The organism is Bordetella flabilis (genome assembly GCF_001676725.1).
In the GTDB taxonomy this organism is placed as follows: domain Bacteria; phylum Pseudomonadota; class Gammaproteobacteria; order Burkholderiales; family Burkholderiaceae_B; genus Bordetella_C; species Bordetella_C flabilis.
This window is the reverse complement of the sequence record NZ_CP016172.1, coordinates 1,098,342-1,119,668: the sequence shown is the minus strand read 5'-3', so window position 1 is coordinate 1,119,668 and position 21,327 is coordinate 1,098,342. Positions and strand designations below refer to the sequence as shown.

Below are 21,327 nucleotides of genomic sequence, written 5' to 3'. Positions count from 1 at the left end.
ATGGCTGATACCTACATGACCACGATTTACGACTACACCTTCAGCTGCGCCGCGCTGGATGCGCTGCTGCCGCCGTCCCTCGGGCCGGCCTCCCCGGTCATCGTCACGCGCTGGCAGGGCACGGAAGGCGTGTCGCGGCTGTACCGCTACACCATCACCATCGCGGTGACGCAGGGCGACCTGGCCCTGGAGAAATTGCTGAATCAACCGGCCACGCTCGCGGCATGGGCGCCCGACGGCGCGCGCCGCCAGTGGCATGGCATCGTGACCCAAGGCGCCGAGCAAGGCCGCGACGACACGCATCACTATTATCAACTGGTGCTCGAGCCGCGCATGGCGCGCCTGCGCAACCTGCGCTGGTCGGATATCTACCTGAAGCGCGACCTGGCGGACCTGATCAAGCAACTGCTGGGCCATGCCGGCCTGACCGAACCCTATAGCAGCGACAACGCGCCCTACGACTACCGCATCGCCGCCACGCAGTTGTCGCAGACGCAGACCGACTTCACCTGCCAGTTCGAGGAAACCTGCCTGGATTTCCTGATGCGCAAGCTGGAGCACTACGGCGTCTACTTCTGGTTCGAACAGGGCGCGTCGCAGGAATCCGTGGTCTTCGCCAATGGCGTGGAGCAACAGCCCACGCAGGCCGACACGGCGGTGTATTACCCCAAGGGCACCATCGATCCGGACGCCGGCCAGATCGCCATCATGCAGCTGAACCGCAGCGTCGGCCTGCCGGCCAGCCTGGTGATGCTGCATGACACGCCGGAGCATCCCAACACCACCCTGACATTGTCCGCGCAGGCCAACGTGCCCACGCCAGGCGACATGCCGGCCCTGGGCGAGTTCCACAGCGCCGCGGACCACTTCGAGCAACTGGATGGCAGCGCCAGCGTTTCCGGCAGCGCCCTGGCCACCTGGCGCGCGCAGGAGATCGCCTGCGCCAGCCAGCGCGTGCAAGGCCAGGCGCGCACGCCGGGCCTGCGTGCCGGCCGCTTCCTGGACGTGTCCGAATACCTGCGCGGCGTCAGCCCGCGCCAGTACTACGTCATCGAAGTCACCCACGAAGGCACGCAGGCGGTGGAGACCGCGCCGCAGACCGACCTGGACAGCTACCGCGCCACGTTCGTGGCCTTGCCGCGCTGGCTGGATGGCGACAGCAATTCGGCGCCCTTGCAGTTCCGCGCGGCGCGCACCACGCCGATACCGCGCATCAGCCAGTTGATCAACGGCTTCGTGGACATAGGCACGCCCGGCTCGCCCAAGCGCTTCGCGCAGCCGGACGCCAACGGCTGCTACAAGGTGCGCTTCCTGTTTGCGCGCCAGCGCTACGACGGCGAGCAGAACTCCGCCTTCCTGCGGCTGGCCACGCCCTACGCCGGCGGGACGTCTTCGGCGGGGCTGTCGGACGCGGGCATGCACTTCCCGTTGCGCGAAGGCACCGAGGTCCTGATCGCCTTCCTCAACGGCAACCCGGACCGGCCGGTGATCGTATCGGCCCTGCCCAACACCGAAGCGCCCAGCGTGGTCAACGCGGAGAATTCCGCGCAGCACGTGCTGGGCACGCCGGGCGGCAACACCATGGTGCTGGCCGACGCCCAGCCCGGTGGAGACGGCGCCCCCGCCATCCGGCTTTACAGTCCCACCGAAAATACCTCGCTCAACCTCGGCAAGTCCGACGAGTCCGGCGTGGACGACGGCTTCCACATCAAGACGGACCTGCACGGCGAGCTGTATGCCGGCAGCAGCATGCTGATCGAGGTGCCCGGCCACTATCGCGTGGCCGCGGGCACGGACAGCAACGAAAGCCAGGCGAATTTCCTCGGCTCGGAAGTGGAGGGCCTGCCCTCGGGCGTCACCATCGGCCAGAGCGGCGGCATCGTCATCGAGAATTTCCTGGGGGTGAAGATCGAAAGCGTCGAGGCGGTGTGCGTCGAGCACTTCTTTGGCGCGAAGGCGGAGATGTCCGAAGCCGCCGTATTCGAATCGACGCTGGGCTTCAAGCTGGGGATTGAATGCGTGGGCGCCAAGGAGATCAACCTGCTGGAAAAAAACATCGTGCGGGATGCGGCCAGCTATAGCAATGCGCTGACCTCGTGGGTCGTCGGCAAGTGGAACGGCATCGCCGCCGAGAAAACCGAGGAGGTCGGCGAGATGACGGTGACGGTGCTGGAGAACTATGACCTCCTCACCCCCAGCGCCTTCCTGGGCGGCCCGACCGCCTGCATGCGACTGGGCCCCGCCGGCGTCAGCGTGATCGGCGAGTCCCTGTACATGGAGGCAGTTACCACCGCCAATATGATTTCCACCGCTTCGACGACCATCACCGTCAGCGACACCTTCCTGAACATGACGCCCGCCACCGCCATGCTGGAAAGCGACGCGATCTCGCTGAACGCGACGGGCGACGTCGACATCCTGGCTGTGGGCGACATCATCGTCAGCGCCCCCCTCATCACCCTGGGCTGAGACGATGCGCATCCACAAACCCGCCGACGCGATGCTGCTGCTGGGACGCCAGTCCCGCGGCGGCCAGCCGTCCCTGACCGTAACGGTGGCGTACTGCTGCAATGCCGACGGCACGCGGTTGTCCGAACAGGACGCCTGGGCCTGGCTGGCCGCGCAGTTCGCCGACGACCCCTTCGACCTGGCGCAGAAGAAATCGCGCGGCGGCTACGGCGTGGCCGGCGATGCCTGCGCGCCCGCCGGCAGCCAGGTGACGGGCCTGACCGTGCGCGCCGGCGTCGGGACGCTGCAGAAATCCATCCTGGTGCTGGGCGATCGCTACTGGACGCGCGGCCTGACCGGCTGGCAGGCCAGCGCGCCGCAGCCTTACGCGCGCATGCCCATCGGGCCGGCACGCGCCTACGGCGGCAAGGGCTACGCCCGCAACCCGCTGGGCAAGGGCTATTGCGCCGACCCCGATCGCGCCGATGGGGTGGCGCTGCCCAACGTGGAACGGCCCGAGGCGCCGGTGCTGCGGCCCTCCGATACGCCCGCGCCCGCCCTGCTCGGCCCCCTGCCCCAGGGCAGCCCGGACCAGGCGCGCTGGCTCGGCACGCTGGACAAGCGCTGGCAGCGCGATCGCCTGCCCTGGCTGCCGGACGACACCGACCCGCGCTGGTTCGACCGCTTCGAACAGGACCAGTGCCGGGAAGGCTATTGGCGCGGCGATGAAGCCTGGTTCGCCGAGAACATGCATCCGCAGCAGCCGGTGCTGCGCGGCACGCTGCCCGGCCTGCGGCCGCGCGTGCTGGTGCGCGGCGAGGCCGCGCCGGAACGGCGCGCCGAACTGCCGCTGGACCTGGATACGGTGTGGCTGTTCCCGAACCAGGGGCGCGTGCTCGTTATGTACCGCGGAGAGGCGGCCGTGCGGCGCGAGGATGCCGAAGACATGCTGGGCGTGGCCGTGTTCACGGAGACCCTGGTCGAGCCGGCGCAGTCCACCGAACACTGGGCCGCCGTGTGGCGGCAAGCCGACGAGGCGCGCGAACAGCAGGCGCAGCCGGCACAGCCCGTGACGCCGGTGCCGGACGCCGCGGCGCAATCGGCCAGGATCGAGGCCGCCATGGCGGCGGCCGCCCAGGCCGGCGCCGCGCACAAGGCCGCCGTCGCCAAGACCATCGCCGACACGCGCGCGGCGGCCATTGCGGAGGCCGACCAGGCCATGCAGGCCTACGGCTTCACCCCCTTGTCCACCCGCCTGGCGCAGGCCGGCGGCGCGCCGGCCGGCAGCGCCGTTCCCCTCCCTGTGTGGCCGAAGGACCCCGTCGCCTTCAAGGCCGCCGTCCAACAGTACGTCGCCGATGCCCTGGCCAAGGCCGAAGCCGAAGTGCGGGCCGAATGGAAGAAATACGGGTCCGACTACGATGCGGCGGTCGCCCGTGCGAAGGCGCAGCCGCCCATGTCGCAGAACCCGGCGGACCTGATCGCCAACCTGAAACTGCCTCCCGAAAAGAAAGCCGAGCTGATGAAGCGCTACCAGGCCTTCGAGGCCAAGATGGCCGGCGTGCAGGCCAAGGCGGAAGAGATTTCCAGGCAGGCCGAGCAATTGCGCGCGCAGGGACAGGAACCGGCGCCGCGTCCGCTGCCCGATGGCACCCTGCCGCCGGGCCCGCGCACGCCGCTCGATCGCGACGCCTTGCTGGCCCGCCATGCGGCCGGCACCCCGGGCGGATGGTGCGAACTGCAGGGACTGGACCTGTCCGGCGCCGACTTGAGCGGCCTGGACCTGTCCCGGTCCGTGCTGCGCGCCTGCGTGCTGCGCGGGGCGAACCTGGACGGCGCGAACTTCACCGAATGCCAGGTCGAAGACTGCGACTTCAGCGACGCCCGCCTGGGCAAGGCCCGCTTCGTGCGCGCCCGGCTGGCCGGCTGCCAGGCCGCCAAGGCCGCCATGCCCGCCGCGGATTTCTCCGAGGCGCGCCTGGAAAAGACGGTGTTCGCCCAGGCCGATCTGACCGGCAGCCGCTGGACCACCGCGCAGTTGAAGGCCTGCGATTTCGAGCACGCCGTGCTGCGCGAGGCGCAGGCCTGCGACGCGCGCTTCAAGGACTGCCGCTTCGCGGCGGCGGATGCCGCGCAGGCCCGGTTCGACAAGGCCATGTTCGATAAATGCACGCTGCAGGACGCCAGCCTGGACGGCGCCGTCCTGCAGGGCGCCACCCTGATGACCTGCCAGGCCGCCGGGGCGCGCTTCGAAGGCGCGCGCATGGCGCGGCTGCGCACGCTCAAGGGCACCGACCTGCGCCAGGCGATCCTGAACCGCGCGGATCTGGACAAGGCCGTCCTGCAGGATACCGACCTGGGCCGCGCCAAGCTGCGCGAAACGCATATGGACCGCGGTTTCATCAAGAATTGCGACCTGTCGGGCACCGACGCCTGGCACCTGGTGGCGCGCGACTGCCAGTTCAGCGGCGGCCGCATCGAGCAGGCCAGCTGGCGCGGCGCGAACCTGATGAAGGCGCGCATGAACGAGGTGGTGCTGCACGATGTCGACCTGACGGGCGCCAACCTGCACGCCGCCGACACCCGCACAGCCACGGTGCAGGGGCTGCAACTGGAGCAGGCGCTGCTGACCCGCTGCCGGCTGCTGGAGGACTACGCTCGTGAGTGACGCCGCGCAGAACGTCCACCCGCTGGTGCAAGCGCTGCGCGCCGGCGATTCCGTGCCGGCGGACGCGCTGGCCGGCGCCGACCTGCGCCATGCCGACCTGTCGGGCCTGCGGCTGGCCAACCTGGACGCCCGCGGGGCGCAACTGGAAGGCGCCGACCTGAGCCGGACCATCTGGGCGCGCTGCCGCCTGGACGACGTCAGCATGAAGGGCGCCGTGCTGGAAGGCGCGTCCTTCACCGCCTGCCACGGCAACGCCGTGTCGATGCGCGAGGCCAACCTGACCAAGGTCTGGATGAAGGACTGCGTCTGGCAGGATGGCGATTTCCACCTGGCCCGGCTGACCCGGCTGGCCGCGACGAACACCGCCTTCCCGGGCGCCCGGCTGAAGACCGCCAAGCTGGACAAGACCTGGCTGTCGCAATGCGATCTATCGGGCCTGGACCTGTCCGGCGCGGCCTGGCAGCAATCCCATCTGCCCGACACCAGGCTGGCCGGCACCTCGCTGGCCGGCGCCGTCCTGGCGCAGTGCTCCTTCAACCGGGCCCACGCGCCGGAGGCCGACTTCAGCGGCGTGACCGCGCCCAGCGTTTCGTTCTACAGCGCGGTGCTGCAGAACGCCCGCTTCGACGGCGCGGTGCTCGATGGCGCCATCTTCGACGAGGCCCGGCTGGACCGCGCCAGCTTCGCCCGCGCCTCGCTGCAGGGCGCGCGCTTCTACGCCGCCAGTTCGGTTGGGATATCCTTCGGCGCCACCAAGCTGGTCGACGCCGACCTTTCCCACCTGCGCGCCGCGCACGCCGACTTCGCGCGTGCCGACATGACCGGCGCACGCCTGCACGCCGTCGAACTGCCGGATGCCTCGTGGCGGGAAACCGTGCTGGAAAACGTGCGCTACGACGACCCCGAACTCCGTGCCGCCGAACTGTGGCGGCCTCCTGTCTAACCCTGTGATCGGACTTGCCATGAACCGTCCCACCTCTGCGCTTCGATCCGACCCCGGCCCCGATACGGGACCGGCCGCCGCCGTTCCGGGCGCCCGCCTCTACCACGCCAGGCTCGTCATGCGCGACGGCCAGCGCTACGCCGCCCTGACCGACGAAGGCGCATCCTGGGTCAGCCCGGCCGCCGGCTGCCTGCTGCAGCCGGAAGTCGGCGACCTGGCCCTGCTCAGCCTGGCAGGCGGGCAAGGCTACATCCTGACCGTGCTCGAACGCGGCACGCCCGAAGCGGTCGCCCACATCGAGCTGCCCGGCAGCCTGCGGCTGAGCCTGCCCCAAGGCACGCTGGAATTGCAGGCGGCGCAGGGCGTGGCGCTGGACGCCGGCGCGGCGCTGTCGCTGTCGGCGCAGCAGGCCAGCGCCACCTTCACGCAGGCCGAGGTCTCCTGCGACCACCTGCGCGTGGCGGGACAAGCCCTGCACAGCCGCTGGGACACCCGCACCGACGTCAGCGGAACGCGCATGGACATCGCCACGCACAGCGAAACCCATGCCGCCGAAAGCATACGGCGCATCGCGGGACACGAGGACGTGAGCGCGGGGTCGTTGCGCCAGAGCGTGGCGGACGACTGGTCCGTGCAGGCCGGCAGCGCCGACCTCAAGGCGCGCGACCGCGTGGCGGTCGACGCCGGCACCGTGCAGATCGGATGAAAGGGAGCCCACCATGTTCCTGCTGAATACCGGCGGCGCGATGGCCGTCGCCACTGTCCCCGACGTGTGCCTGACACCGGCCGCGCCTTCGCCCATTCCGGTGCCCTATCCGAATATCGCCACCAGCGACATGGCGAACCCCGGCACCATCGCCGAAACCGTGCTGATCTGCGGCATGCCGGCCCTGAACCAGGCGTCCATCATCCAGCTCAGCAACGGCGACCAGGGCGGCACCGCCGGCGGCGGCGTGGCCTGCGGCGAGATCATGGGCGAAGCGGCCTTCGTCACCGGCAGCGTCACCGTCATGGTGGCCGGCCCGCCGGCGGTCGGGCTGACGTCCATGACCACGCAGAACACCAACAACACCATCGGCCTGTCCGCTTCGCCCAGCCAGGTCGTCGTGATGTTTCTCAGTTGAGGATGGTCCCCATGCATTTCTTCCGCACCCTGATCCCGCGCCTGCTGCCCGCCATGCTGTGCGGCGTCGCGCTGTCTTCGTGCAGTTCCCTGAACAGCATGATGGGCGGCAATTCCGAAACCGATGCGCTGAAGGCCATGAAATGGACCTATGCCGCCGACGGCGTGCAGGTCGCCATCACCGCCGATCCGCAGTTGAACCAGTCGACGGGACAGCCGCACACGCTGGCCCTGACCGTGGTGCAGATGGAAGACCCCAGCGTGTTCGCGCCGTACGCCGCCAACTCCGCCCGGATGTCGGCCCTGCTGCTGGCCGACAGCCCCCCGCAGGGTCTGCTGTCGCTGGACCGCATCTTCGTATCGCCCGGCGAAAACCGCACCGTCACGCTGCCCCGTGTCGAAAAGGCCAAGTACGTGGGCCTGGTCACGGGCTACTACCACCTGGATCCCATCCGCAGCGCGCGCCTCTACCAGATCGGCGTGGAAGTCGATTCCAGCGGCATCGTGGTCAAGACCCGCAACGCCTCGCCGGAACCGCTGAAGATCGACCTGCGCCTGGGCGCGGACGGTATCCAGGAAGCGCCCGGCACCCGTACCCCGCCCGTCGAGCCGGTCCGTCCCAAGGGCGGCCTGGTCTCGACGCCGCTGCCGCAGTCGAGCCCGGCGGCGCCCGCCAAACAATGAACCGGTTTCCCCAAGCATGAGCACTTACCTGAAACAACCGCTGTTCTGGCACCAGGGCCTGTTCCTGCAGCCGCATCATTTCCAATACCAGGACGCCTGGACGGAACGCCTGCTGGCGCGCCACGTCGAACTGACCACGCCATGGTGCTGGGGTTTCGGCGCGCTGCAGATCAACGAAACCGCCCTGGCCGCGCGCCAGGTCGTGGTGGACCACCTGGCGCTGCGCTGGCCCGACGGCACCCTGGCCGAAGTGCCGGGCAACGCCCGCATCGAGTCGCGCCGCTTCGAACTGGCCGATTTCTCGCAAGGCGCCCGCACGCTGTATGTGGGCCTGCGCCGCCACGTCGAGGACCAGGTCAATGTGCAGAAGTACGAGAACCTGGACGACGCCGCGCAGGCCGATGCGCGCCTGGTGGTCCCGGCCGATCCGCAGCAGGTGGCCGACCGCTACGCCAGCGGACCGCCGGGCCGCGTCACGCTGATGAGCTATGTGCTACGGCTGTTCTGGGAAGAGGAACTGGCCAGCCTGGGCGACTACGACGTCATGCCGGTGGCGCGCCTGGAGCAGGACGGCGAGGTCGTGCGCCTGGTGCCGCGCTTCGTGCCGCCCTGCCTGAACCTGGCGGCCTCGACGCCCCTGCAGCACATGCTGATGGAACTGCGCGACGAAGTCATCGGCCGCGCGCGCCAGCTGGAAGTCTTCAAGCAGCCGGTGGCCAACCGCTCCGGCGAGGACGGGCAGTTCGGCCCCGTGCTGGCGCTGTCGGTGCTGAACCGCTACGGGCCGCAGATCACGCATCTGGTCGAGGCCGTGCAGACCCACCCATGGACCGTCTATGGCGTGTTGCGCCAGCTGGCCGGCGAGCTCAGCACCTTCTCCGAATACTGCGACCTGCTGGGCGAAACCCGCGACAACCAGCAACTGGTCGCGCCGTACAAGCACACCGATATCGGCCCCGTCTTCGGCGGCGTGATCGACCTGATCCGCCGGCTGTTGAACGAGATCACCATCGGCCCCGAAATGCTGGTGCATTTCGAGCAGGACGGCGCCTCGGGCAACCTGTATCGGGCGGACATGCCGGCGGCCTTCTTCGGGCCTCGCCACCGCTACTACCTGATGGCGCGCAGCGGCCTGGACCCGAAGGCGCTGTCCGAAAACATGACGCTGGAAGCGAAGCTGGGCACGCCCGACCAGATCGAAACCCTGGTGACGCGCTCGCTGCCCGGCATCGAAGTCATTCCCCTGCAGACCCTGCCACTGGGCATGCCGCGTCGCGCGGGCAGCGCCTATTTCCGTATCGAGAGCCTGTCGGACCACTGGGACGCCGTGGTGCGCGACGGGCGGCTGTCGCTGTTCCTGCCGGATGCGCCGGGCGACCTGCGGCTGGAACTGATCGTGATCAAAGGATAGAACCGTGCGGCTTAGCAATATCTGGATTTCCTCCATGGAGCTGGCCCGCGCCAACATCGGCGGCACGGGCGCGGTGGCCAACCCCGACGCGGCCGCCGTGGCGGCGCAGCTCAAGGCATCCCTGGACGCGGCGGTCGGGCGCGCGCAGGCGCAGGGCTATACCAGCGCCGAGACGCAGGCCAGCCTGTTCGCCGTGGTGGCCTGGATAGACGAACTGGCCATGTCGCGCGAATGGCCGGGCGGCCCGGCCTGGCGGCTGTCGCCCTTGCAGCGCCATTACTTCTCCACCACACGCGCCGGCGCGGAGTTCTTCGAGAAGCTGGAAGCGCTGCCCGAGGACGCCATCGAGGTGCGCGAGGTCTACGGGCTGGCCCTGCTGGCCGGCTTCGCCGGCCGCTATACGCACCGGCCGCCCGCCGAACTGGCGCAATACCGCGCGGCCGTGCTCGAGCGCATCGCCGAGGAGCGCCGCATGGCGCCGCTGGACCCCAGCCTGCCGCTGTTTCCGCAGGCCGGCGGGCGCGGCCCCCGGACGGCGCGCTACCGGCGCGGCATGGCGCCTTCGCTGGCCACCTTCATCCTGGTCGTGCTGCCGCTGTGCCTGCTGCTGGGCCTGTACCTGTTCCTGGACTATCGCGTTGCAACGGAGGCGGCGCAGGTCACCGCCCCCGCCGCCGCACGATCCTGATTGAAATGCTTACGCTGCTGCTTGCGCGATGATCAAAAAACTTCTTTACCTGATTGTGTGGTTGCTGGGCCTGCTGCTGCTGGCCCTCGGCTGCTGGATATTCGGGCTGTACCTGGACTGGCCCTTGTGGCGTTCCGCGCTGCTGTTCGTCGGCATCCTGGTGGGCGCGTGGCTGCTGTGGTGGCTGCGCGGCCAGTGGCTGGCCTGGCGGCTGCGGCGCCGGCTGGCGCGTCCCGTCGGCAGCACCGCGGTCAGCACGGAGCGACTGGACAAGGACTGGCGCGCGGGCCTGGCGGCGATCCGGCAGTCGCGCCTGTCGCGCTTCGGTTCGCCTTTGTATGTGCTGCCCTGGTACATGATCCTCGGCCCCCGCGACGCCGGCAGGGCCGAACTGCTGCGCCGCGTGGCGGGCACCGCCCCGGTACAGGGCCGCAGCGACGAGCCGCCCGTGCTGCAATGGTGGCTGCTGCGCAATGGCATCGTGCTGGATCCCACCGACGCCATGGGCGAAGAGCACCAGGCGCCCGATTCCGCCAACTGGCGGCGCCTGCTGCATTGGCTGATGCGCACGCGCCGGCGCGAGCCGCTGAACGGCCTCATCCTGGCCTTCGATGCCGGGTGGCTGGCCAACACCCCCGACGTCGAACTGAACGAAACCGGCCAGGGCCTGCGCAAGCGCCTGGACGAACTCACCCGCATCTATGACGCGCGCGTGCCGGTCTATGTGGTCCTGACGGGCTGCCAGGCCGTGCCGGGCTTCGCCGACTGGGCGTCCGCGCTGGGGCCGGACATCAACCGCCATGCGATGGGCTATGTGAATCCGACGCCCAACGCGGGCGTCGGCCAGTTCATCAGCGATGCGTTCAACAGCATCGTGCACCGCATGTTCGACCTGCGAGTGCTGCAAGGCGTGCGCATGCCTCCCGCGCCGGAGGCCTTCGCCCTGCCCGAACGGCTGGCGCCGCTGGCCAAGCAACTCGCCAAGGTGCTGCGGCAAGCCTTCCAGACCACGCCCTACGCCGAAACACCGCTGATGCGCGGCCTGTTCCTGACCGGGCAGCCGCCGAGCAGCGACCGCACGCAGGCCGCCTGGTTCAGTCCCGGCCTGTTCCACCAGGCGCTGCCCGGGCAGCGGCACGCCTGGCAACCGATGGAACGCTGGCGCCACTGGCGCCGCCTGTTGCGCCATGCCGCGGTGGTGGCGTGGCTGGGCGCCTGCGTGGGCGTGGGCGCCTTCCTGGTGCATTCCAGCCGCATCGCCAGCGAGCAACTGCGCGTCGCGGCGCTGTCGGGCTATGGCGCGCAGGATTTCTCCGGGCCGATGTCTTCGGACCTGCATGCGTTGCAAGGCGAACGCAGCGCCATCCATGCACTGATGGCGCGGCCCTCCTGGCAACAGCGCTGGATGCCCTTCCAGCGCCGCGTCAATCAGGTCCAGCAGAAGCTGATGTACCGCTTCGTGCACCAGTTCCACCATGAAGTCATCGCGGCCGACCTGGACCCGCTGCTGCTGACCAGCCTGCCCCAGTTGGCGCGCGGGAACAACGACACGCTGCTGGCCGCCTGGGCGCAGACCCTGGTACGGCGGATCAACCTGATCGACGGCGAACTGGCGGGCCAGGACATCTACGCCATGCCGGCGCCCGGAACGGAGCTGCCGCTGCTGCTGTCCAGCGCACACCAGACCCTGCAGGACCCGATGGACGCCCTTCTGCTGGGCAATATGTACCGCGACTACCTCAGTTGGCAGGACAACCACGGCCTGCTGCGCGACGAGGTGACCGGGTTGCGCCAGGTCCTGGCCGGCCTGAAGCTGACGGACCGCTCCATCCGCTGGATCTACGCCTGGGTGGACCTGCAGGGCAATCTGAAGCCCGTGCGGCTCACCGACTTCTGGAATATCCCCGATCGCCCGGACTTTCCGATGATCCCGGCCGCGCTGACGCCGGACGGCGCGCGCAGCGCCACCGGTTTCCTGGACGAGCTCGGGCGCGCCAGCGGCAATACCGCCGAATGGACGAAGCGGCGCAGGGAGTTCCAGCAGCACTTCCAGAGCGCCGGCCTGGAGGCCTGGTACGAGTTCACCGATGTCTTCGCACGCGTCCCGGACCTGCTGCCCGACGGCACGACCCGGCGCGCCGTGATGACCTCGCTGCTGACGCCGAACGACCCGTACCGGCGGCTGATGCATCTGCTGAAGGCCGTGGGCGAGCGGCTGCCGCTGGCGTCCCGTCCGGAATGGCTGGTCGAGGCGGGCCGCCTGCACGGGCTGGACGAGCTGGCCGGCGAGACGCAGGAGAACGGCGCCAGCACGGCGATGCAGAAGATCGGCCTGGTGCAGCGCTTCGGCGGCGACGTGATCAAGCAGCTGCCGCAGGGCGGCTCGCTGGACAAGGGCCTGGCCAGCCTGCGCAGCGATAACGCGGGGCTGCAACTGCTGCAGACCTACCAGCAGGGCGTGCGCGACACCATCGTGCCGCTGCAGCAAGGCGACGGCACGGCGATGAAAGCCGCGATCGAGATCTGGTCCTTCGGCCACGATCCGAGCGTGAAGAACGTGCCGCTGGTCAATGCGCGCGACGCGCTGGACGCGCTGCGCAAGCAGCAAGGCACGCCGGGCAACCGCACGCAGGTGGTCTGGGATATCGCGGCTGGCCCGATGAACTTCGTGCTGGACTACGCGGCGCGCAACGCGGGCTGCCGGCTGCAGCAGACCTGGGAGAACACGGTGCTGAGCGCGATCCAGGGCGTGACGGACGCGGAGCTGTCCAACCAGCTGCTGTATGGCGACCGCGGGCAGGTCAAGGCGTTCCTGGACGGCGATATCAAGTACTTCGTGGACCGCGACAGCGTGCGCTACGAGCCGCGCGCGGCGATGGACCAGAAGGTGCCGCTGAACGGCCAGTTCTATGCCTTCGCCAGCATGACGCAGTTGCGCCAGGTGACGCTGGCGTCGCAGCAGCTGCAATCGAAACGGGCCTCCGACGAGGCGCAGGCGCTGACGCAGCAGCAGGCCGAGCTGGAGAAGCAGATCACCAAGCTGGAGACGACGACCGGCACGGTGACCCTGACCACCGTGCCGCCGCAGACGAACCCGGACGCTCACATGTTGCCGGAAAGCGTGACGCTGAGCCTGCAATGCGCGAGTGGCGCGATCACGCTGGAGAACCTGAATTTCCCGAACAGCGCGGTGTTCCCGTGGTCGATGGCGACGTGCGGCGATACCACGCTACGCATCCGGTACTCGGGCTTCGAGCTGTCGAAGCAATGGAGCGGCGCGCAGGGCTTCGTGGATTTCCTGCGCGACTATGCGAGCGGGACGCGCCGCTACACACCGGCGGATTTCCCCGACCAGAAGACGCTGATGACGCAGGCCAATGTGCAGTGGCTGGTGGTCACCTACCGTCAACAGGGGCAGGCGCCGCTGCAGGCGGCGTTCTCGGAAGCGGCGCGCCTGGGCGCGCAGGTGACGGAGATCAAGGGCAAGCTGGCCGCGCTGCAGCCGGGCACGGCGCCCGGTTCGACGATGCCGGCACCGGCGCCCGCGCCAGCGGTGCCGCAACGCATCGTGTCCTATTGCATGGGGCCGGTGAACGATGTGCTGCCGGCGGTCGCGCCGCCGCCAGTACCGGTGCCCGCCGCACCGCCGGTGCGCACGCCGACGCCGGCGCTGAGCATGAAGGTCTCCCCGCCCAAGCCGCGCGCCGCGACGGGGGCCTATGCAGTGCAGGTGGGGATCTTCTCCCATCCGGAGGAGGTGCGGGAGGCGCTGAAGAAGAACGGCTATCCGGTGCAGGAGTCGGCGATCACGCTGAAGGGCGTGGAGTATCGGCAGATACGGGTGGACGGCTACACCAACCGCGAGGCCGCCGAAGAGGCGTCTGGCAAGATCGGACGGCTTTTGAAGCTGCAGCCGGAGGTGATACGGCTGGAGGGTTCGAAGTAGGAGGGCGCAGTCGGTCGGTCGTGTTCGTTGGGCGTTCGTGTTCGTTGGGCCGTCCGGCGGGGCAGTCGCCTGCCGGTGCCGTCCCGGTCGGGCGCTGCGGCGCCCGGGCGCCGCAGACCGCATCGCTGGCCTCGTCCGGCGGCCGCTCGCTGGTGGTGTGCTTGCGGATGGGTTGCCGGCACGCCTCCCTACGGCGTCCACTCGCTCGCCCTCTACGGGCCGTCCCCGGCAGGCGACTGCCCCGCCGGACTCCGGCATCTTCCATCCACGGCCGCTGCGACCGTCTGGGTTCTTGCCGCTGCGTTGCGCAGCCGGGTGTGGTGGAAGAGATTGGCGCGCCCGGCGAAGTGCGGCCCGCGGGGGCCGCACTTCGGCATACACGCTGTGCCATGCGGCGGATGCTGGTCATGCGACGCGTGTGGTGAACACGCGGCCGGTGGTGTAATGCGGCGGATGCTGGTCATGCGACGCGTGTGGTGAACACGCGGCCGGTGGTGTAATGCGGCGGGTGCTTGATGCAGCCGGTGCTTGTCGGCGGCAGGCGCCTGTGATGCAGCAGAAGCTGGTCATGCGGCAATTCAAGCTCGGGCCATCGGGCAATTCAAGCCAGGGCCATGCGACGATCCAAGCGTGGGAGGCCACATGCGATCTGCGCCATTACCGTCGCAGGCCCAAACGCGTAAGCAAATCCGCGGACCCCGCGGGCCGCGGTTTGCGGGCACGCCGAGATCTTCCATCAGCCCCCACTTTCCATCGAAGCGGCAGCCCCATCCATCCGACGCGCCCGCACCTACGAGGTCATAACCCGTCGCAAGCCCACACCGCGTACGCAACCGCGCGGCCCGCTGGGGGCCGTGCGGGGGCGGGCACTGCAAACTCTTCCACCCCCACCGCTGGCGATCGCAGCGGCAAGAACCCAGATCTCGGCGGCGGCCGTCGATGGAAGATGCCGGAGTCCGGCGGGGCAGTCGCCTGCCGGGGACGGCCCGTAGAGGGCGAGCGAGTGGACGCCGTAGGGAGGCGTGCCGGCAACCCATCCGCAAGCACACCACCAGCGAGCGGCCGCCGGACGAGGCCAGCGATGCGGTCTGCGGCGCCCACGCGCCGCAGCGCCCGACCGGGACGGCACCGGCAGGCGGCTGCCCCGCCGGACGGGATAAGAACCCCGATGCATGCCCGGCAACCACCGCCATCCCACCACCCGGAACGTTTCAAGAACCGGACCCGTCAAACGACACAATCACCTTCCCGAATACCCCAACGTCCCCGCCAGCGGCATCTCATACTTCGCGTCGGTAAGCTTGCGCTTCAGTTCGGCGGCCTGATCGTCCGTCAGTTCGACCAGCGGCGGCCGCACCGTACGCCAGGCGGCGTCTCCGGATTGCCATGCGGCGGCTTCCTTCATGGCGGAAATCATCGGCAAAGCCTGGAAGATCGCGCGGATCTCGCAAATGCGGTCATGCAGCGCGTCCGCCTTCGGCGTCTGCCATTCGCGATACACCAGCATGATCTCGCCCGCGTTGACGTTGGCCGTCGCGGTGATGCAGCCGACTGCGCCCGCCCGCAAGCCCGGCAGCAGGAACACCTCGCTGCCCGGGAACACGTCGAAGCCCGCCGCGGCGAACTCGCGCACCATCGCGGCCGTGTTGTCCCACTCGCCCGAACTATCCTTGGCGCCCGCCACCTGCCCGGGATAGGCCTTCAGCAGCCGTTCGATCAGCTTCAGGCTGATCGGCACGCCGCTCACTTGCGGGATGTGGTACAGGTACACGCGCAACCGCTCGTCCGCCACGCCATCGATCAGGCTGGCAAAAGCGCGGAACAGCCCTTCGTCGCTCACGCCCTTGTAATAGAACGGCGGCAGCACCAGCACGCCCGCGCATCCCGCCGTCACCGCGTGGCGGGTCAGTTCGATGGCGTCCGGCATCGCGCAGGCGCCGGTGCCGGGCATCATCCGCTCGGGCGGGATTCCCGCGGCCAGCAGCGCATCGAGCAGGCCGCGCTTCTCCGCCACCGTCAGCGAAGCCGCTTCCGAATTCGTGCCGAACACCGCCAGGCTCACGCCCTGTTCGACCAGCGCGCGGCAATGCCGCACCAGGCCATCCGCGCTCGGGCTGAGGTCGGTATTGAAGGGCGTCAGGACGGGCGACAGGACGCCGCGCAAGCGGTCACGCTGGGGATCAGGCTGGGACATGGGGACTTCCTCCGGGTGGATCCGGTCGCGTACATGGGCACGACCTTGGGTGGGCATGGCGGGGCAGCGTACAGTCTGGACCGCGGCGGAACAAAGAAAAAGCGGGTTCCATTAATATCACACCGCAATATTTTTCAGGATCGAGCCGCCTCGTAGGGCGGCGCTTTTCCGTCTGAGCACGGCCCTAAACCCAGCGGCGCCCCATGGACACCCGATATCTGCAGAGTTTCGTCACCGTAGCCGAAAGCGGCTCGTTCGCCCAGGCCGCGCGACGGCTGGACCTGACGCCCACGGCCGTGGCCGCGCGCATCAAGGCGCTCGAGGAAGCACTGGGACTGTCGCTGATCAAACGCGCCGGGCGGTCGGTCCGCCCGACCGAGGCCGGCATGCGCATCCTGGAACGTGCCCGGGCGCTGCTGCGCGATGCGCGCGACCTGGCGGCGCTGGCCGATGACGAGGCCTCCTTCGGCGAACTGCGGCTGGGCGTCTTCATGTCGGCCATGACCAGCGTGCTGCCGCCTGTCCTGAAGCGGGTCTACGACCGCTACCCCAGCCTGTCGGTCTTCGTCATGCCGGGTTCGTCGGTAGACCTGTGCCGCCGCGTGGCCGGCGGCGAACTGGACGCCGCCATCGTCGTCGAGCCGCAATTCGCGATCGGCAAGACGGCGCGCTGGCACGCCATCATGGAAGAACCCCTGGTCGTCGTCGCGCCGGCCGCGATGGAAGGACGCGACGCCCACGAACTGCTGCGCACGCGGCCCTTCATCCGCTACGACCGCGCCGTGCTGGGCGGCCAGTTGGCCGACCGCTACCTGCGCGACCACAACATCGTGCCGCACCAGCGGCTCGAAATCGACAGCCTGCTGGGCGTGGCCGCCCTGGTGGACCAGGGCCTGGGGGTGGCGCTGCTGCCCGACTGGTCCTCCATGTGGTCGGCGCGCTACGCCCTGACCCGCATCCCGCTGCCGGGGCGCGCGCCGGTGCGGCGCGTCGGCCTGGTCTGGCAGGCACAGGGCGCGCGCAGCGCGCTGGCCGAAACCTTCCTGGAGGAAGCCCAGGCCGTCTTTCCGCCGCACCCGGCACCGCGCCCGCACGGCGACTGAAGGGTTGGCCGCGCGCGGGCGCGACCGCTGCGGTACGTGCGGTTGTTGCCCGATACCCGGCGCGTGGCCGTGGCGCCGCGTTTCATCGGCGCCCCACCGCCGTCGTGGCCGCCGCCCCGTCCAGGTTACGGCTTGCCGACCGGCGTGCTGCCGTTATCGCGCGGACTGCGCAGGAAGTCGAAATCGCAGCCCTTGTCGGCCTGGGTAACCGTGGTCAGGAACAGCTTGCGGTAACCACGCTCGTCCTCTTCGCGCTGGGGCCGGGGCCGCCACTCGGCCAGGCGCCCGGCGAGTTCAGCCTCGTCGACCAGCAGCGTGAGCTCGCGCCGGCTGACGCTCAGCCTGATGCGGTCGCCCGTGCGGACCACCGCCAGCGGCCCGCCGATGGCGGACTCCGGCGTGACGTGCAGCACGATGCTGCCCGACGCCGTGCCGCTCATGCGGCCATCCGAGATGCGGACCATATCCTTGACGCCGCTGCGCGCCAGCTTGCGCGGGATGGGCATGTAGCCGGCCTCCGGCATGCCGGGCGCGCCGACGGGACCGATATTCTTCAGCACCATGATGTCGTCCGCATGGATGTCCAGCGCATCGTCGTCGACACGGTTGGCCAGGTCTTCCAGGTCCTCGAACACCACGGCGCGGCCTTCGTGTTCCATCAGCGCGGCGGTGGCCGCCGACTGCTTGATGATGGCGCCGCCCGGCGCCAGGTTGCCGCGCAGCACCGCGATGCCGCCCTGCGCGTAGATCGGCCGCGCGAACGGCCGCACCACGTCCTGCTCGAAAGGCGCCGGCGCGGCGTCCAGTTCCTCGCCCAGGGTGCGGCCGGTCACGGTCAGCGCGTCCAGGTGCAGCAACGGACGCAGTTCGCGCAACAGGGTGCGCAGGCCGCCTGCCTTGTGGAAGTCTTCCATGTAGTGCTGGCCGGAAGGCTTCAGGTCCACCAGCACCGGCGTTTCCTTGCCGATGCGGTCGAAGGCTTCCATATCCATGCGGATGCCGAGCCGGCCGGCGACGGCGGTCAGGTGCACGATACCGTTGGTCGAGCCGCCGATGGCCAGCAGCACGCGCAAGGCATTCTCGAAGGCCTGGGGGGTCAGGATGCGATCCGGTGTCAGGGACTTCCCGATCATCGCCACGGCCTCGGTGCCGGTGCGCTCGGCCACCCGGATACGGTCGGCCGTGACCGCCGGCGGCGAGGCGCTGCCGGGCACCGCCATGCCCAGGGCCTCGGCGATGCACGCCATGGTGCTGGCCGTGCCCATCACCGAACACGTTCCGACGCTGGCCACCAACTGGTTATTGACATCGGCGATCTCCGCGTCGTCGATTTCCTCGGCGCGGTATTTGCCCCAGAAGCGGCGGCAGTCGGTGCACGCGCCGACCCGCTCGCCGCGGTGCGAGCCGGTCAGCATCGAGCCGGTCACCAACTGGATGGCCGGCACCTTGCCGCTGGCCGCGGCCATCAGCTGCGCCGGCACGGTCTTGTCGCAACCGCCGATCAGCACCACCGCGTCCATGGGCTGGGCGCGGATCATCTCCTCCGTATCCATGGACATCAGGTTGCGCAGGAACATGCTGGTGGGCGAGGCGAAGCTTTCGTGGATGGAGATGGTGGGGAACTCCACCGGCAGGCCGCCGGCCAGCATCACGCCGCGTTTGACCGCCTCCACCAGCTGCGGCATGTTCCCGTGACAGGGATTGAAGCCGCTGCCCGTATTGGCGATGCCGACGATGGGCCGCCCCAGCGCGTCGTCCGTCAGGCCCGCGCCCTTGATGAAGGCCTTGCGCAGGAACAGCGAGAAACCGGCATCTCCGTAGCTGGTCAAACCCTTGCGCATGCCGCTGGCGGCCGGGGTATCGGACGAGGAGGAAGACTTCGATGACATAAATTTCCTTCAGCTATTGAGACAGACAGATCGGCGCACCAGGGGCCCTTGCGGGGCGGACTAGTCCACCGTGATATTCGCGTCGCGGATCACCTGCGCCCATTGGTCGACCTCGGCCTGCAGGCGCTTGCGCGCCTCGTCCGCGGAGGCCGGCGCGACGGCGTAAGCACCCTGCTGGAGCAGTTTTTCCTTGGTGTCCGGCATGACGAGGATGCGCGACAAGGCGGCATTCAGCGTATCGACGATGGGCTTGGGCGTCTTGGCCGGGACCAGCACGCCGAACATCGAGGCCACATTGAAATTCGGCAGGCCGGCTTCGGCGGCCGTCGGCGTATCGGGCAGCATGGAAATGCGTTCCGGCATCGTAACCGCAAGCGCGCGCAACTGCCCGCTCTTGATGAACGGCAGCGCGGCCGGCACGGTTTCGACCATGGTCTGCACCTGTCCGCCCACCAGGTCCGTCATGGCCGGGCCGCTGCCGCGATACGGCACGTGCAGCATATCGACGCCTGCCTGCCGCTTGAAGAGTTCGGCGCCCATGCGCTGGGGCGCGCCGGCCCCGGACGAGGCATAGGTCAGCTTGCCCGGATTGGCCTTGGCGTAGGCCACCAGTTCTTTCAGGTTATGGACAGGGAGCTTGGGATTGACGACGAAAACCAGCGGCACGGCGGCGATGGTGGCCACCGGCGTCAGGTCGCGCATCAGGTCGTAGGAGATGCTCTTCTTTTCGAGCGTCGACATGATGGAGTGCGAGGTGATGGCCCCCATCAGCAGGGTATAGCCGTCGGGATCCGAGCGCGCCACCGCATCGGCCCCCAGGTTGCCGCCAGCCCCGCCGCGGTTTTCCACGACCACCTGCTGCTTCAACTCCTCGGCGAGCTTCATGGCGATGACGCGACCCACCACGTCGGTCGCGCCTCCCGGCGGGTAAGGGACCACCAGCTTCAAGGGATGGTCCGGATAGGCGGCTTGCGCGCTGGGGGCAAGACCCGGTAGCGCGGCCAGCGCCAGGGCTGCCGCCGCAACGGTCAGCAAGCGCCGGCGCGGCGCGAAAGCGGTGATAGGCATAAGTCGTCTCCGTATAGGTTTTCTGGCGGACGCGCCGCGGATGGCGGCGCCCGGGTCCATTATTGATGCACAAACCTGCGCGAAACCCATGTTTTGCATGGTTCAGAACAGAATTTTGTTGAGGTTTGCGGGCGTGGCGGTCCGGACATCGTGCGTGCGGCCACCGCGCTGTCCGGGCACCCGGCACAGTGTTTGCGCCCCGCGCGCATTCACAGCCGCGGAGCCCGCCATGCACATCAAACGATTCTTCGGCCTGGTCAAGCAGGCGGTCAGCGCCTGGCTGGACGACTACGCGCCCAGCATGGGCGCCGCCATCGCCTTCTACACCGTCTTCTCCCTGGCGCCGCTGGTCATCATCGTCATCGCCGTGGCGGGCTTTTTCTGGAGCCGCGAAGCGGTACAAGGGCAGTTGTTCGAGCAGATCAACGCCCTGGTCGGTCCCGACGGCGCCAAGGCCGTGGAGAGCGTGGTGCAGGGCGCCCAGGAACCGACCCAGGGAATGGTGGCGACCATCATCAGCGTCATCGTTCTGGTGGTTGGGGCGACGACCGTGTTCGCGGAACTGCAAAGCGCCCTGGACCGGATCTGGCGGGTGGAAGCGAAAAAGCAGTCCGGCATCTGGAGCATGCTGCGCGCGCGCCTGCTGTCCTTCGGCCTGGTCCTCGCGCTGGCCTTCCTGCTGATGGTCTCCCTGGTGATCAGCACCGTCCTGGGGGCGCTGGGCAGTTGGGCCGCCGGCCTGCTGCCTGTTTGGGAAATCATGCTGCAGGCCCTGAACATCGTGATCACGCTGGGCATCCTGACGCTGCTGTTCGCGATGATCTACCGCTTCATGCCACAGGCATCGGTCGCATGGCGCGATGTCTGGACGGGCGCCTTCGTCACGGCGGTGCTCTTCGAGATCGGCAAGTTCCTGATCGGCCTGTATGTGGGCAAGGCCTCGGTCGCCTCATCCTATGCGGCGGCCGGCTCCCTGGTGGTCGTGCTGATCTGGGTCTACTACGCCGCCCAGGTCTTCCTGCTGGGCGCGGAATTCACGTGGGTGTATGCGAACGAGCATGGGTCGCGCCGCGCCATGTCGCAGGCAGGCGCACAGCCGGCGAACGCCCTGACTGCCGAAGGCCCTCCGCTGCCGGGGCGATAATAGGCAGGTCTCCCTGCC

Annotated in this window: 14 protein-coding genes; 11 read left to right on the top strand and 3 right to left on the bottom strand. The window is 69.0% G+C overall.

Going from position 1 to position 21,327, the window contains the following annotated elements; translation table 11 throughout:
- The 9 genes from BAU07_RS04910 to BAU07_RS04870 are packed head-to-tail and all read left to right on the top strand — an operon-like array spanning nt 1 to nt 13,911.
- Entirely contained in the window at nt 1-2,469 is a 2,469-nt protein-coding gene (locus BAU07_RS04910) for a type VI secretion system Vgr family protein (protein WP_066654620.1), read from the top strand.
- A gap of 4 nt (nt 2,470-2,473) precedes the next feature.
- On the top strand, nt 2,474-5,116 hold the full coding sequence (locus BAU07_RS04905) for a DUF2169 family type VI secretion system accessory protein (protein ID WP_066654618.1): 2,643 nt from the start codon (nt 2,474-2,476) through the stop codon (nt 5,114-5,116).
- On the top strand, nt 5,109-6,059 hold the full coding sequence (locus BAU07_RS04900) for a pentapeptide repeat-containing protein (RefSeq protein ID WP_066654615.1): 951 nt from the start codon (nt 5,109-5,111) through the stop codon (nt 6,057-6,059). Before BAU07_RS04905 ends, BAU07_RS04900 begins: the two co-directional genes overlap by 8 nt.
- Before the next feature lie 19 nt (nt 6,060-6,078).
- Nucleotides 6,079-6,765 (top strand): DUF3540 domain-containing protein, encoded by a 687-nt coding sequence (locus tag BAU07_RS04895; protein ID WP_198168871.1) that lies wholly within the window; start codon nt 6,079-6,081, stop codon nt 6,763-6,765.
- Between the two features lie 13 nt (nt 6,766-6,778).
- Complete coding sequence (locus BAU07_RS04890; protein ID WP_066654611.1) at nt 6,779-7,183, top strand: DUF4150 domain-containing protein; 405 nt, start codon at nt 6,779-6,781, stop codon at nt 7,181-7,183.
- An 11-nt stretch (nt 7,184-7,194) separates the two neighbouring features.
- A complete protein-coding gene (tssJ, locus tag BAU07_RS04885) occupies nt 7,195-7,866 on the top strand; it encodes a type VI secretion system lipoprotein TssJ (protein ID WP_066654609.1) in 672 nt (223 codons plus the stop codon).
- A 16-nt stretch (nt 7,867-7,882) separates the two neighbouring features.
- Nucleotides 7,883-9,277 carry a type VI secretion system baseplate subunit TssK gene (gene tssK / locus BAU07_RS04880; protein WP_066654607.1) on the top strand — a complete coding sequence of 465 codons (1,395 nt, stop codon included), beginning with the start codon at nt 7,883-7,885 and terminating at the stop codon, nt 9,275-9,277.
- Nucleotides 9,278-9,281: 4 nt separating this feature from the next.
- The gene (locus tag BAU07_RS04875) at nt 9,282-9,965 is read left to right on the top strand and encodes a DotU family type IV/VI secretion system protein (RefSeq protein ID WP_084025351.1); all 684 of its coding nucleotides are present in this window, start codon (nt 9,282-9,284) and stop codon (nt 9,963-9,965) included.
- Between the two features lie 28 nt (nt 9,966-9,993).
- Nucleotides 9,994-13,911 (top strand): type VI secretion protein IcmF/TssM N-terminal domain-containing protein, encoded by a 3,918-nt coding sequence (locus BAU07_RS04870; RefSeq protein ID WP_066654603.1) that lies wholly within the window; start codon nt 9,994-9,996, stop codon nt 13,909-13,911.
- Nucleotides 13,912-15,151: 1,240 nt separating this feature from the next.
- Here BAU07_RS04870 and BAU07_RS04865 read toward each other — a convergent pair.
- Nucleotides 15,152-16,105 carry a dihydrodipicolinate synthase family protein gene (locus BAU07_RS04865; RefSeq protein ID WP_066654602.1) on the bottom strand — a complete coding sequence of 318 codons (954 nt, stop codon included), beginning with the start codon at nt 16,103-16,105 and terminating at the stop codon, nt 15,152-15,154.
- Between the two features lie 203 nt (nt 16,106-16,308).
- Between BAU07_RS04865 and BAU07_RS04860 the strand changes: the two genes are divergently transcribed.
- On the top strand, nt 16,309-17,208 hold the full coding sequence (locus BAU07_RS04860) for a LysR family transcriptional regulator (RefSeq protein WP_066654600.1): 900 nt from the start codon (nt 16,309-16,311) through the stop codon (nt 17,206-17,208).
- A 125-nt stretch (nt 17,209-17,333) separates the two neighbouring features.
- Here the strand turns inward: BAU07_RS04860 and BAU07_RS04855 are convergent, their stop codons facing one another.
- Together BAU07_RS04855 and BAU07_RS04850 are read right to left on the bottom strand one after the other, a co-directional pair.
- Nucleotides 17,334-19,097 (bottom strand): IlvD/Edd family dehydratase, encoded by a 1,764-nt coding sequence (locus tag BAU07_RS04855; RefSeq protein ID WP_066654598.1) that lies wholly within the window; start codon nt 19,095-19,097, stop codon nt 17,334-17,336.
- Between the two features lie 60 nt (nt 19,098-19,157).
- On the bottom strand, nt 19,158-20,165 hold the full coding sequence (locus BAU07_RS04850; protein ID WP_066654596.1) for a Bug family tripartite tricarboxylate transporter substrate binding protein: 1,008 nt from the start codon (nt 20,163-20,165) through the stop codon (nt 19,158-19,160).
- Nucleotides 20,166-20,394: 229 nt separating this feature from the next.
- On the opposite strand from BAU07_RS04850, the gene BAU07_RS04845 reads away from it, so the two are divergent.
- A complete protein-coding gene (locus BAU07_RS04845; protein WP_066654594.1) occupies nt 20,395-21,309 on the top strand; it encodes a YihY/virulence factor BrkB family protein in 915 nt (304 codons plus the stop codon).
- Nucleotides 21,310-21,327: the final 18 nt, after the last annotated feature.

What these genes read in the sequence shown, in the direction of transcription:
- BAU07_RS04850 (WP_066654596.1), bottom strand. Translation starts at nt 20,165, where the DNA reads ATGCCTATCACCGCTTTCGCGCCGCGCCGGCGCTTGCTGACCGTTGCG.
- tssK (WP_066654607.1), top strand. Translation starts at nt 7,883, where the DNA reads ATGAGCACTTACCTGAAACAACCGCTGTTCTGGCACCAGGGCCTGTTC.
- BAU07_RS04845 (WP_066654594.1), top strand. Translation starts at nt 20,395, where the DNA reads ATGCACATCAAACGATTCTTCGGCCTGGTCAAGCAGGCGGTCAGCGCC.
- BAU07_RS04855 (WP_066654598.1), bottom strand. Translation starts at nt 19,097, where the DNA reads ATGTCATCGAAGTCTTCCTCCTCGTCCGATACCCCGGCCGCCAGCGGC.
- tssJ (WP_066654609.1), top strand. Translation starts at nt 7,195, where the DNA reads ATGCATTTCTTCCGCACCCTGATCCCGCGCCTGCTGCCCGCCATGCTG.
- BAU07_RS04910 (WP_066654620.1), top strand. Translation starts at nt 1, where the DNA reads ATGGCTGATACCTACATGACCACGATTTACGACTACACCTTCAGCTGC.
- BAU07_RS04865 (WP_066654602.1), bottom strand. Translation starts at nt 16,105, where the DNA reads ATGTCCCAGCCTGATCCCCAGCGTGACCGCTTGCGCGGCGTCCTGTCG.
- BAU07_RS04860 (WP_066654600.1), top strand. Translation starts at nt 16,309, where the DNA reads ATGGACACCCGATATCTGCAGAGTTTCGTCACCGTAGCCGAAAGCGGC.
- BAU07_RS04870 (WP_066654603.1), top strand. Translation starts at nt 9,994, where the DNA reads ATGATCAAAAAACTTCTTTACCTGATTGTGTGGTTGCTGGGCCTGCTG.
- BAU07_RS04905 (WP_066654618.1), top strand. Translation starts at nt 2,474, where the DNA reads ATGCGCATCCACAAACCCGCCGACGCGATGCTGCTGCTGGGACGCCAG.
- BAU07_RS04890 (WP_066654611.1), top strand. Translation starts at nt 6,779, where the DNA reads ATGTTCCTGCTGAATACCGGCGGCGCGATGGCCGTCGCCACTGTCCCC.
- BAU07_RS04895 (WP_198168871.1), top strand. Translation starts at nt 6,079, where the DNA reads ATGAACCGTCCCACCTCTGCGCTTCGATCCGACCCCGGCCCCGATACG.